Below are 12,593 nucleotides of genomic sequence, written 5' to 3'. Positions count from 1 at the left end.
TTCAGGGCAGTGACCCTGGTCAATTGTCAACACTAGTAGCCCATGGCCGATGAAGTACTTCTCCTGGGGTCTGCGCCACCCTTTAGCACTCCATCTTCGCCAACCATAATGCTCTGGATGGCGCCCATGGCGGATCCGCCGACCACCTTGTGCCCCCGTGTTTCCAGCAGCCGAATGGTATCCGGGCTGATGCCCTGTTCGATCCGGATTTCATCCGGAAGCCACTGGTGGTGCATGCGAGGTGCACTCACAGCGGTCTGGATGTTCATTCCATGATCAATCACATTGAGGATCACCTGCAAGGTGGTGGTAATGATTCGTGAGCCTCCCGGGCTGCCGGTTACCAGAACGTTTTTGCCATCCTTTTTTACAATAGTGGGCGACATGGAGCTCAACATACGTTTACCGGGCTCCACCTTGTTGGCTTCGCCACCGATCAGTCCGTAGGCGTTGGGCACGCCGGGCTTGGCACTGAAATCGTCCATTTCATTATTAAGCAGGAAGCCGGCGCCTTTTACCGTGATGCCGGATCCGTAACTGAAATTGATGGTGTAGGTGTTGGACACCGCATTACCCCATTTATCCACCACAGAAAAATGGGTGGTCTCCGGGCTTTCCCAGGCAGCAGGCTGGCCCGGGTTGATCTCGCTGGCCGGCCGAGCCTTGTCCGGATCGATGCCTTTGCGGAGTTCCTCCGCGTAGCCTTTGCTCGTCAGCCCTGCCAGCGGCACATCCACGTAATCTGTGTCGCCGAGGTATTTCGAGCGGTCGGCGTAGGCCAGTTTCATGGCTTCTGCCATATGATGGATTGCATCGGCAGAGTTATGGCCGAACTCGGCCATGGGGAAGCCTTCCAGGATATTCAGGATCTGGACAATGTGGGTGCCCCCGGAAGAGGGTGGCGACATGGAGAAAATATCGTATCCGCGATAGTTTCCGTGAACGGGGGTTCGAACCACCGGGGAATAGTCTTTCAGGTCCTGCAACGTGATCAGGCCGCCATGCCGGTCCATCTCGCTGGCGATCAGCTCGGCCGTTTCGCCCTCGTAAAAACCCTTTACACCGTTGTCGGCAATTCGCTGGAGCGTCGCTGCCAGGTCAGGCTGGCGGAAGCGCTCACCGGGCTGCCAGGCACTGCCGTCGTCTTTATAAAAGGTGTCGCGGGTAGCCGGCCATCGCTCAAGCCTGTCCCGGGCCTGTTCCAGCCCCTCGGTGAAGCGCTGGGGTACGATGAATCCATCCCTTGCAAGTTTTATGGCCGGTGCCAGCGCTTGCTTCAGGGAAATGGTGCCGTGTCGCTCCAGCGCCAGAGCCAGGCCTGCAACGGTGCCTGGCACGCCAGCGGCCAGGTGGGTGAAGCGGCTACGGTTTTTAACCACATTACCGGATTCGTCCTGGAACATGGTTTCCGTGGCGGCTGCGGGCGCTTTTTCCCGGTAGTCGATGGCTTCCGGGTCTGAGCCGTCGCCTTTGGAAATCAGCATAAAGCCGCCGCCGCCAATGTTGCCGGAGCGGGGTTGAGTGACGGCCAGGGCAAAACCGGCTGTTACCGCCGCATCGATTGCATTGCCGCCGTTTTTCAGCACGTCGAGGGCAACCTCGGTGGCCAGCGTGTGGCTGGTGGCAACCATGCCCTGGGTCGCGGTAACCGGGTGAAATCGTTCTCCTTCGAGAATGGCCTGCCCGAGGGCCGGGCCGGCGGCCATCAAAAAGGCCAGGGCGGCCGCAATCGATAGGCGGCCTGAGCGCCTTCTGGCGAGGTTGTCTGTCGTGCGTTGGTAGAGGCCTCTGTCCATATCTCCATTCCTCGTTTCTGGCGTTCAGATAGGCTATGATAGCCGGTCATTTTCATAGGTGCGTACCGTTAACCTGCCGTGAATGTCGGTAGTGATTCCCCGACGCGCCTGCTTTCCCGGATTTCAGTTAAGGAAAGGCTTTCATGGAGCATACCTATCGTCTTGTGATTTCCTGCCCCGACCGGGTGGGAATTGTCGCCAAGGTGAGTAATTTTCTGTCGACGTACAATGGCTGGATTACCGAGGCGAGTCACCATTCCGACACCCAGACCGGCTGGTTTTTCATGCGGCACGAGATCAAGGCCACCTCGATTCCGTTCGGCCTGGATCAGTTCCGTGCCGCTTTCGAGCCGATTGCCCGCGAGTTCAACATGAACTGGCACATCGCGGATTCGGCTCAGCCGAAGAAAGTGATCCTGATGTGCAGCAAGGAATCCCACTGTGTGGCCGATCTGCTGCACCGCTGGCACAGCAAGGAGATCAACGCCGAGATCGTGGCGGTCATCTCCAATCATGACGACCTGCGCCGGATGGTGGAATGGCACGAGATCCCGTATCACCACGTTCCGGTCAGCAAGGAGAACAAGGCGGAAGCCTTCGCGCACATTGATGAGCTGTTCCAGAAATACGAAGCCGACGTGGTTGTGCTGGCCCGTTACATGCAGATCCTTCCCGGTGAACTCTGTGAGAAGTATTCCGGCAAGGTGATCAATATTCATCACAGCTTCCTGCCGTCTTTCGCCGGTGCGCGTCCCTACCACCAGGCTTATAGCCGCGGTGTAAAGCTGATTGGCGCCACCTGCCACTACGTGACCCAGGACCTCGACGAGGGCCCGATCATCGAGCAGGACGTTATCCGGATCACCCACAGCGATTCCATCGAGGATATGGTTCGCCTGGGCAAGGATGTGGAGAAGAACGTGCTGGCCCGGGGCCTGCGTTCCCACATCGAAGACCGGGTGATTACCTACGAAAACAAGACAGTGGTGTTTGATTAAGGCTGCCTCACAGTTGCCCCGGAAAGGGTGCGACTGTGGTAGACTTGGCGGCTTGTTGAAGAATAACTATGGGGCCGGGAAGCGGTCCCGATACGACTTCCAGATAACGCAAAGGAACCTTTCTCGATGGGTGAGTTAGCCAAAGAGATCCTGCCGGTCAATATTGAAGACGAGTTAAAGCAGTCCTACCTCGATTACGCTATGAGCGTAATCGTCGGGCGGGCCCTTCCGGACGTGAGGGACGGCCTCAAACCGGTTCACCGTCGGGTTCTGTTCGCCATGTCCGAACTGAACAACGACTGGAACAAGGCCTACAAGAAGTCCGCCCGTGTGGTGGGTGACGTGATTGGTAAATACCACCCCCACGGTGACTCTGCGGTATACGATACCATCGTACGTATGGCCCAGCCGTTCTCCCTGCGGTATCCGCTGGTTGATGGCCAGGGCAACTTCGGTTCCATCGACGGTGACAACGCGGCTGCCATGCGTTACACCGAGATCCGCATGGAGAAGATCGCCCACTCCCTGCTGGCGGATCTGGACAAGGAAACCGTCGATTTCGTTGATAACTACGACGGCACCGAGCGGATTCCCGAGGTTCTGCCCACCCGGGTTCCCAATCTTCTGGTGAATGGTTCCTCCGGTATTGCCGTTGGTATGGCCACCAATATTCCGCCCCACAATCTGACGGAAGTCGTGAATGGCTGCCTGGCGCTGATTGATAATCCGGACCTGACCATCGATGAGCTGATGGAATTCATTCCGGGCCCGGATTTCCCGACCCAAGGCATTATCAATGGCCGTGCTGGCATCGTTGAGGCCTACCGAACCGGCCGTGGTCGGATCTACATCCGTGCCCGTCACGAGATCGAGCATGACAACAAGACCAACCGCGATGCCATCATCATCACCGAGCTGCCGTATCAGCTGAACAAGGCCCGCCTGATCGAAAAGATCGCCGAGCTGGTGAAAGAAAAGCGTCTTGAAGGTATCTCTGAGCTGCGGGACGAATCCAACAAGGAAGGTATCCGGGTGGTGATCGAGCTGCGTCGGGGCGAGAACCCGGACGTTGTGGTCAACAACCTGTTTGCCCAGACCCAGCTTGAGACCGTATTCGGCATCAACATGGTTGGCCTGATCAATGGCGAGCCGAAAACCCTGAACCTGAAACAGCTGCTGGATGCGTTTGTTCGCCACCGCCGCGAAGTGGTGACCCGCCGGACCATCTACGAGCTGCGTAAGGCCCGTGAGCGTGGCCATATTCTGGAAGGTTTGACGGTTGCCCTGGCCAACATCGACGAGATTATCGAGCTGATCAAAGCTTCGCCGTCCGCCGCCGAAGCGAAGGAAAAGCTGATTGCCAAGGGCTGGTCACCGGGCGATGTGATGGCCATGCTGGAGCGCGCCGGCCAGGACGCCTGCCGTCCAGACGATCTGCCGGAAATCTATGGTCTGCGTGAGGGGCTGTACCATCTGTCCCCGGAACAGGCTCAGGCGATTCTGGATCTGCGTCTGCACCGTCTGACCGGTCTGGAAACCGAGAAGCTGCAGAACGAGTACAAGGAAATTCTCGAGAAGATCGCCGATCTGCTCGATATTCTGGGCGACCCAGAGCGTCTGCTGCAGGTGATCCGGGAAGAGCTGGAAGCCATCGTCAGCGAGTTTGGCGACGAGCGTCGTACCGAAATCACCAGCTCCCGTCGCGACCTGACCATCGCCGACCTGATTGATGAAGAAGACCTGGTGGTAACCATTTCCCATAGCGGTTACGCGAAGACCCAGGCAGTGGAAGACTACCAGGCCCAACGCCGTGGTGGTCGCGGCAAGGCAGCCACCTCCATGAAGGATGAAGACTTCGTTGAGAAGTTGCTGGTGGCCAACTCCCACGACACGATTCTGTGTTTCTCCAACCGTGGCAAGGTTTATTGGCTGCGGGTGTTCGAGATTCCGCGAGCCAGCCGTGCCTCCCGTGGCCGGCCCATGGTGAACATCCTGCCGCTGGACGAAGGTGAGCGTATCACCACCTTCCTGCCGGTTCGTGACTATCCGGAAGACCAGTTCGTGCTGATGGCCACTTCCGCCGGCGTGGTCAAGAAAACGCCGCTGCCGAACTTCTCGCGCCCGCGCAGCAGCGGTCTGATTGCCCTGTCGCTGGATGAAGGCGATACCCTGATCGGTGCCGCCATTACCAAGGGTGATGCCGAGGTCATGCTGTTCTCGACCGCTGGCAAGGCCGTGCGTTTCAACGAGGAAGCCGTTCGTCCGATGAGCCGGACAGCCCGTGGTGTCCGTGGTATCAAGATGCCGGAAGGTCACCATGTGGTGTCGCTGATCATTCCGCAGGAGGGTGGGGTTATTCTGACCGCTTCTGAAAACGGCTACGGCAAGCGGACCGCCATCGACGAGTTCCCGACTTACAGCCGCGGTAGCCAGGGTGTTATCGCGATGCAGTGCTCCGAGCGTAACGGTAACCTGGTAACGGCCCTGCAGCTGTTCGAAGGCGACGAAATGATGCTGATTTCCGACAAGGGAACGCTGGTGCGTACCCGCACGGATGAAGTATCGGTTCTGAGCCGGAACACCCAGGGCGTTCGCCTGATCAAGCTGAGCCAGGAAGATGAGCGTCTGGTTGGCGTAGAGCGGATTGCGGAAACCGACGACGAGGAGCTCGACAGCGAAGGCAACCCGATTGTTGCCGACGAGAGCCCGGAAGACGGTGAAGAAGGCGAGAGTGCCGGCGAAGAATAAGCCGGCACCGCCACAGACAGATTCAGCAAGACTCGAGAGAAAACAGCAACATGAGCAGGGCGTATAACTTTTGTGCAGGTCCGGCCACCTTGCCGGAGAGCGTGCTTCGTCAGGCGCAGGATGAAATGCTCGATTGGCGCGGCACCGGCATGTCGGTGATGGAAATGAGCCATCGCAGCGACGAGTTTGTCCAGATTGCCGAAACTGCGGAAAAGGATCTGCGTGAGCTGGCGGGCGTGTCGGAGGATTACGCCGTGCTGTTCATGCAGGGCGGGGCGTCCAGCCAGTTTTCCACCATCCCCCTGAATCTGCTGGGCGAAAAAGGCTCTGCGGATTATGTCAACACCGGTATCTGGTCGAAGAAAGCCATTGCCGAGGCCGGTCGCTACGGCAAGGTGAACGTGGTGGCCAGTTCCGAGGACAGTGGTTTTACCACCATCCCGGACCAGTCCTCCTGGCAGACCAGCACCGAGGCGGCGTACCTGCACTACACTCCGAACGAGACCATTGGCGGCCTGGAATTCGATTTCATTCCGGACAGCCGGGGCGTGCCTCTCGTGGCGGACATGTCCTCCACCATGCTTTCGCGCCCGGTGGATGTGTCGAAATTCGGCCTGATCTATGCCGGCGCCCAGAAAAACATTGGTCCCTCCGGGCTGGTGGTGGTCATCATTCGCAAGGATCTCCTGGGCAAGGCCCGTAAGGAGACCCCGACCATGATGAACTATCAGGTGATCGCGGATAACGGATCCATGTACAACACGCCGGCTACGTATTCCTGGTACCTGGCCGGTCTGGTGTTCAAATGGCTGAAAGAGCAGGGCGGCGTTACGGCGATGGGCGAGATCAACCTACGCAAAGCCCGCAAACTCTATGATTTTATTGATAACAACGAGTTTTACGCCAACCCGATCGATCCGCGCTTCCGGTCCTGGATGAACGTGCCGTTCACGCTGGCCGATGACGCCCTGAATGGCGAATTTCTGAAAGGCGCCAATGCCCGTGGCCTGCTGAACCTGGCCGGCCATCGTTCGGTTGGCGGGATGCGCGCGAGCATTTACAACGCGATGCCTGAGGCGGGTGTGGACGCGCTGATTGACTATATGACCGAATTTGCGAAGGAGCGTGGCTGATCATGAGTGACGAGCAGGTTCGGCTCGGAGAGCTGCGGGACGAGATCGATCAGATCGATCAGAAGATCATGGAGCTGATCAGCGCCAGGGCCGCCTGTGCCCAGGAAGTGGCCCATGTCAAAATGACCGCCAATCCGGGGCAGGACGTCTTTTTCTACCGTCCCGAGCGAGAGGCCCAGGTGCTTCGGCGCATCAAGGAACAGAATCCGGGGCCGCTTTCCGGTGAGGAAATGGCCCGTCTGTTCCGGGAAATCATGTCCGCCTGCCTGGCGCTGGAAAAGCCCATGCACATTGCCTTCCTGGGGCCGATTGGCACTTTCACCCAGGCGGCAGCGCTCAAGCACTTCGGTCACTCGGTTGTCAGCGTGCCTTTGCCTGCTATTGATGCGGTGTTCCGGGAGGTGGAGTCCGGCGCAGCCCACTACGGCGTGGTACCAGTGGAAAACTCTACCGAGGGTATGATCAACCATACCCTGGATATGTTCATGTCCTCGCCGCTGAAGATCTGCGGTGAGGTTCAGCTGCGGATTCACCATCATCTGCTGGTGTCTCCGAAGCACGGCGACCAGGAAATCACCCGGATTTACTCCCATCAGCAGTCTTTTGCCCAGTGTCGCCAGTGGCTGGATACCCATCGCTACGGTATTGAGCGGATCACAGTCTCGAGCAATGCGGAAGCTGCCCGCCGCGCCGCCGAGGAGCCGGGCACTGCCGCCATTGCCGGTGACATGGCAGCCGAGCTTTACGGTCTGCAGAAGCTGGCGAACAGCATTGAGGATCGCCCGGACAATACCACCCGATTCCTGATCATCGGCCGGGAGGAAGTGCCGGCCAGCGGTCACGACAAGTCCTCGATCCTGGTGTCCATGCGCAATAAGCCTGGTGCCCTTTATCAGCTTCTCGAGCCTTTCCATCGCCATGGCCTGAGCCTCACCAGGATTGAAACACGGCCGTCGCCGAGTGGCACCTGGGCCTATGTGTTCTACATCGATTTCGAGGGACACATGGAAGACGAGCAGGTTCGTAAGGTTCTGGCGGAAGTCGACGAAGAGGCCGTTGAGCTCAAACGCCTCGGTTCTTACCCGATTGGCGTGCTTTGAGTATCTTTACCTGGGTTTTTGAGCAAAGAGTGTCGAGGACGATTTATGGCCATTGATTACCAGAGTCTGGCGGTTCGCGGCGTACAGGCGCTCTCCCCCTACCAGCCTGGCAAGCCGATTGAAGAACTGGCCCGGGAGCTTGGCCTCAATCCGGCGGAAATCATCAAGCTTGCCAGCAACGAAAACCCGCTGGGGCCCAGCGAAAAGGCCCTTGCGGCGGCGCGGCAGGCGCTGTCCGAGCTTTGTCTGTATCCCGATGGTAACGGATTCAACCTGAAGCAGGCTTTGTCGAAGCGTCTGAACGTTGGAATGGACCAGATTACGCTCGGTAACGGCTCCAACGATGTTCTGGAAGTGATCACACGGTGTTTCGCTGATGCTGATTCGGAAGTCGTCTTCTCACAGTACGCGTTCGCCGTTTATCCCCTGGTGACCCAGGCTATTGGCGCCAAGGGCGTTTCTGTGCCTGCCCGGGAGTGGGGGCATGATCTGGACGCCATGGCTGCGGCGGTTAGCGATCGCACCCGCCTGGTGTTTGTGGCCAACCCGAACAATCCCACGGGTACGGTTCACACAGCGGAAGCCATCGAGTCGTTCCTGAAAAAGATTCCCGAGAACGTGCTTGTGGTTCTGGATGAGGCCTACTGCGAATACCTGACCGGTGAGCAGTACCCGGATGGTGTTGAGTTGCTGGGCCGCTTCCCGAATCTCATTGTCTGCCGCACGTTTTCCAAAGCCTGGGGGCTGGCGGCTTTGCGGGTTGGGTACAGCATCTCCTCGCCGGCGATTGCCGATATTCTGAACCGGGTGCGCCAGCCGTTTAACGTGGATACCGTGGCCCTGTCTGCCGCCACGGCTGTTCTGGAAGACGAGGACTACCTGCAACGTTCCCGGGATGTGAATACGGCGGGCCTGCGTCAGTTGCAGGAAGCGTTCGACCGGATGGGGCTCAGCTACATTCCGTCGGCCGGGAACTTCGTGGCCGTGGAAGTGGGGGAGCAGGCCATGGGCGTGTACCAGTCCCTGCTCGCTCACGGTGTGATTGTCCGGCCCATCGGCGGTTATGGCATGCCCCGGCATCTGCGGGTGTCTGTCGGCCTTCCGGAAGAAAACGAGCGCTTTATCGAGGCTCTGGCCCAGGCCCTTACCGCATCGGGGCTCAGCGACTGATATGGTGTCTTCGGAGCCTCTGTTCAAACGGGTAGCGGTGATTGGTCTGGGATTGATTGGCGGCTCCCTGGCCTGCGCAATCCGGCGCAACGGGTTGGCGGGAACGGTTGTCGGCGCTGACCAGCGCATTGAGGAACTGCAGCTCGGTAAAGAGTTGGGCGTGATTGATCAGGCGGCATCAAACGTGTCCGAGGCTGTTCAGGGTGCAGACCTGGTTGTGCTGGCTGTGCCGGTGCGTGCAACCCGCGCGGTTCTTGAGCAGATCCGGCCCGTACTGGAACCTGACGCGATACTGACGGACGTCGGCAGCACCAAATCCAGCTTCGTGACGGATGTCGAGGCAGTGTTTGGCAGTCTGTCGCCCCGGGTCATTCCCGGCCATCCCATTGCCGGTTCCGAGAAAAGCGGCATCAGGGCTGCCAATCCCGAGCTATTTGCTAACCACAAGGTCATTCTTACGCCGCCTGACAATGTGAGTCAGCCGCACCTTGCTCGCCTGAAGGAGCTCTGGGAGGGCTGCGGTGCCACGGTACTAACCATGTCAGTGGCGTATCACGACGAAGTGCTGGCAGCCACCAGCCACTTGCCGCACCTCATCGCATTCTCCCTGGTGGACACCCTGGCAGGTGAAGATGAGAACATGGATATCTTCCGCTACGCAGCCGGTGGTTTCAGGGACTTTACCCGGATTGCTGCCAGCGATCCGGTGATGTGGCACGATATTTTTCTGTCGAACCGCGATGCGGTTCTGCGTGTGATTGACCACTTTACCCACGATCTGGAACAACTGCGTACTGCCATTGCCAATCAGGACAGTGCCACGTTGTTGCGGGTTTTCAGTCGCGCCAAGGCGGCGCGTGAACATTTTTCGAAGATGCTCTCAGGACAGGCTTACGTGACAAACAACAGTGAAAAGCAGGTAACGTTCCGTCTTCAGCCCGGTGGCGCGATTACCGGTGATATCCGGGCGCCCGGAGACAAGTCGATGTCGCACCGCTCCATAATGCTGGGTGCGTTGGCAGAAGGCATAACGGAAGTGAAGGGATTCCTGGAAGGTGAGGATAGCCTTGCCACGCTTCAGGCGTTCCGGGATATGGGCGTTACCATTGAGGGCCCGGAAGACGGCTTTGTTCGCATTCATGGCGTTGGCATGCACGGGCTTCAGGCGCCTCGTGGGCCGCTTTACCTGGGCAACTCTGGAACAGCCATGCGGTTATTCGCGGGCTTGCTGGCGGCTCAGCCCTTTGATTCGGAGCTGACGGGGGATGCGAGTCTCTCCGGTCGTCCAATGGGACGGGTTGCCGAGCCGCTCAGGGCAATGGGGGCCGTGATCGATACCGCGGAAGGTGGTCGCCCGCCGCTGAAAATCCGGGGCGGCCAGAAGCTGTCGGGTATTCATTATGAAATGCCGGTGGCCAGCGCCCAGGTGAAGTCGTGCCTACTGCTGGCCGGTCTTTATGCCGAGGGCAGCACATCGGTGACTGAGCCGGCCCCCACCCGCGATCATACCGAGCGGATGCTGGCGGGCTTTGGCTACCACGTTCACCGTGATGGCGCGACGGCCAGTGTCAGCGGTGGTGGTAAATTGACGGCGACCAATATTGATGTGCCTGCTGATATCTCATCGTCCGCCTTTTTCCTGGTGGCAGCGAGTATCGCCCCCGGGTCCGATCTGATTCTGCGACACGTGGGGATGAACCCGACCCGGGTTGGCGTGATCAATATCCTGAACCAGATGGGTGCCAGCATCGAGGTTCTGGACGAGCGCGAAATTGGTGGTGAGCCGGTTGCCGACCTGCGGGTCCGCTCAGCGGAGCTCCAGGGTATCGACATCCCTGAGGATCAGGTGCCCCTGGCCATTGACGAATTCCCGGTACTGTTCATCGCCGCAGCCTGCGCCAATGGTCGCACGGTTCTGCGCGGCGCAGAGGAACTTCGGGTCAAGGAAAGCGACCGGATCCAGGTAATGGCAGATGGCCTTGCTGCGCTGGGCGTGGAAACTACCGTAACGCCGGATGGCATTATCATTGATGGTGGGCAGACCATCGGTGGCGGTACCGTGAACAGCCACGGCGATCACCGCATCGCGATGTCCTTTGCAGTGGCGTCCCTGCGTGCCGTGGGAGAGATCACAGTCACCGATTGTGCGAATGTGGCTACTTCTTTCCCGGGATTTGTGGAACTTGCGCAAGGAACGGGGATCAATATCTCAGCCGAGGGGGCTGAATAATGGTTGATAGCAGTGCGCCGGTGATCACTGTTGATGGTCCCGGAGGTTCCGGCAAAGGCACCATCACCCAGATGCTGGCTCGAAAGCTGGGATGGCACCTGCTTGATAGTGGTGCTTTGTACCGGCTCACGGCGCTGGCCGCGGTTCGTCAGGGGGTGTCTCTGGATGACGAAGCGGGGCTGGTGAAAGTCGCTGCCGGACTGGATGTGGCATTCGAGCCCACACCGGCGGGCGAGCCGATCAAGGTCATTCTGGCCGGGCAGGATGTGACCGCAGATATACGTACAGAATCGGCTGGCGATAATGCCTCGAAGGTGGCCGTGATTCAGTCGGTCCGGGACGCTCTTTTGCAGCGCCAGCGCGACTTTCGGCAGGCTCCGGGCCTGGTGGCCGATGGTCGTGATATGGGAACGGTGGTTTTTCCGGATGCGCCGGTAAAGATCTTCCTGACGGCAAGCGCCGAGGAGAGGGCGCAGAGACGCTATAGTCAGTTGAAGGACGCGGGTGTCGATGTTAATATTGACGCCCTTTTAGAGGAGATACGGGTTCGTGATGAACGGGATATGAACCGTTCCGCAGCCCCCCTCAAGCCCGCAGATGATGCGCAAGTCATTGATTCTACGGGGTTGAGTATAGAAGAGGTGTTGGACAGGTGTATGGCCGCAGCAGGTCAGGCCTGACTACACCTTTTTGTCGTTGAAATGCCGGACGTAGCGCTATCTGCCAGCCACAGGCTTAGTCCGGAACTTGTTAACAGACCGTGTTGCTGGTGGCACGGAGTACACTTGCGTTGATCATATAGGACTCATAATGAGCGAGAGCTTTGCGGATCTTTTTGAAGAAAGCCTGAAAGAAATTGACATGCAGCCAGGTTCCATCGTCCAGGGAACCGTTGTAGACGTCGATAACGACTGGGTCACCGTTAACGCCGGACTGAAGTCCGAAGGCGTTATCCCCGCCTCCCAGTTCCTTAACGAAAAAGGCGAGTTGGAAATTGCTATCGGCGACGTTGTCGATGTAGCTCTCGACGCTGTGGAAGACGGCTTCGGTGAGACCCGTCTGTCCCGTGAAAAGGCCAAGCGTGCAGAAGCCTGGAAGGTACTCGAGAAGTCCTTCGAAGCTGAGGAAGTGGTTAAGGGTATCATCAACGGTAAGGTCAAGGGTGGTTTCACCGTCGATCTGGCCGGCATCCGTGCCTTCCTGCCTGGCTCGCTGGTAGACGTTCGCCCGGTTCGCGACACCGCGCACCTGGAGAACAAAGAACTCGAATTCAAGGTTATCAAGCTCGACCAGAAGCGTAACAACGTGGTTGTTTCCCGCCGCGCCGTTCTGGAAGCTGAGAACAGTGCCGAGCGTGAAGCTCTGCTGGAAACCCTGACCGAGGGTATGGAAATCAAGGGTATCGTCAAGAACCTGAC

9 protein-coding genes are annotated in these 12,593 nt (G+C 58.6%); 8 read left to right on the top strand and 1 reads right to left on the bottom strand.

Annotation, left to right across the window (positions count from 1 at the left end; all coding sequences use genetic code 11):
* Window positions 1-32: 32 nt before the first annotated feature.
* Window positions 33-1,796, bottom strand: a complete 1,764-nt coding sequence (gene ggt, locus QZ534_RS17230) for a gamma-glutamyltransferase (RefSeq protein ID WP_296936247.1) — start codon at window positions 1,794-1,796, stop codon at window positions 33-35.
* Window positions 1,797-1,939: 143 nt separating this feature from the next.
* Between ggt and purU the strand changes: the two genes are divergently transcribed.
* The 8 genes from purU to QZ534_RS17190 form a co-directional block, all read left to right on the top strand.
* The gene (gene purU, locus QZ534_RS17225) at window positions 1,940-2,794 is read left to right on the top strand and encodes a formyltetrahydrofolate deformylase (protein ID WP_296936246.1); all 855 of its coding nucleotides are present in this window, start codon (window positions 1,940-1,942) and stop codon (window positions 2,792-2,794) included.
* 126 nt (window positions 2,795-2,920) lie between these two features.
* Window positions 2,921-5,542 (top strand): DNA gyrase subunit A, encoded by a 2,622-nt coding sequence (gyrA, locus tag QZ534_RS17220; protein ID WP_296936245.1) that lies wholly within the window; start codon window positions 2,921-2,923, stop codon window positions 5,540-5,542.
* A gap of 50 nt (window positions 5,543-5,592) precedes the next feature.
* Window positions 5,593-6,675 (top strand): 3-phosphoserine/phosphohydroxythreonine transaminase, encoded by a 1,083-nt coding sequence (gene serC, locus QZ534_RS17215; RefSeq protein WP_296936243.1) that lies wholly within the window; start codon window positions 5,593-5,595, stop codon window positions 6,673-6,675.
* 2 nt (window positions 6,676-6,677) lie between these two features.
* Entirely contained in the window at window positions 6,678-7,775 is a 1,098-nt protein-coding gene (pheA, locus tag QZ534_RS17210) for a prephenate dehydratase (protein WP_296936242.1), read from the top strand.
* Window positions 7,776-7,820: 45 nt separating this feature from the next.
* On the top strand, window positions 7,821-8,945 hold the full coding sequence (hisC, locus tag QZ534_RS17205) for a histidinol-phosphate transaminase (RefSeq protein WP_296936241.1): 1,125 nt from the start codon (window positions 7,821-7,823) through the stop codon (window positions 8,943-8,945).
* Between the two features lies 1 nt (window position 8,946).
* Entirely contained in the window at window positions 8,947-11,175 is a 2,229-nt protein-coding gene (locus QZ534_RS17200; protein ID WP_296936239.1) for a bifunctional prephenate dehydrogenase/3-phosphoshikimate 1-carboxyvinyltransferase, read from the top strand.
* On the top strand, window positions 11,175-11,855 hold the full coding sequence (gene cmk, locus QZ534_RS17195) for a (d)CMP kinase (RefSeq protein WP_296936237.1): 681 nt from the start codon (window positions 11,175-11,177) through the stop codon (window positions 11,853-11,855). The genes QZ534_RS17200 and cmk overlap by 1 nt, the downstream gene beginning before the upstream one ends.
* A gap of 130 nt (window positions 11,856-11,985) precedes the next feature.
* Window positions 11,986-12,593, top strand: a 608-nt coding sequence (locus QZ534_RS17190) for a S1 RNA-binding domain-containing protein (protein ID WP_296936235.1), incomplete at its 3' end; no start/stop codon positions are given.

The sequence above is a fragment of the uncultured Marinobacter sp. genome (assembly GCF_913055835.1).
Classification (GTDB): Bacteria; Pseudomonadota; Gammaproteobacteria; order Pseudomonadales; family Oleiphilaceae; genus Marinobacter.
The sequence above is the reverse complement of the archived record's forward strand: the minus strand, read 5'-3'. Positions and strand labels throughout refer to the sequence as shown.

Excerpts from the sequence above, each read along its gene's own strand:
- purU (WP_296936246.1), top strand. The coding sequence starts at position 1,940 with ATGGAGCATACCTATCGTCTTGTGATTTCCTGCCCCGACCGGGTGGGA.
- cmk (WP_296936237.1), top strand. The coding sequence starts at position 11,175 with ATGGTTGATAGCAGTGCGCCGGTGATCACTGTTGATGGTCCCGGAGGT.
- serC (WP_296936243.1), top strand. The coding sequence starts at position 5,593 with ATGAGCAGGGCGTATAACTTTTGTGCAGGTCCGGCCACCTTGCCGGAG.
- QZ534_RS17200 (WP_296936239.1), top strand. The coding sequence starts at position 8,947 with ATGGTGTCTTCGGAGCCTCTGTTCAAACGGGTAGCGGTGATTGGTCTG.
- gyrA (WP_296936245.1), top strand. The coding sequence starts at position 2,921 with ATGGGTGAGTTAGCCAAAGAGATCCTGCCGGTCAATATTGAAGACGAG.
- pheA (WP_296936242.1), top strand. The coding sequence starts at position 6,678 with ATGAGTGACGAGCAGGTTCGGCTCGGAGAGCTGCGGGACGAGATCGAT.
- hisC (WP_296936241.1), top strand. The coding sequence starts at position 7,821 with ATGGCCATTGATTACCAGAGTCTGGCGGTTCGCGGCGTACAGGCGCTC.
- ggt (WP_296936247.1), bottom strand. The coding sequence starts at position 1,796 with ATGGACAGAGGCCTCTACCAACGCACGACAGACAACCTCGCCAGAAGG.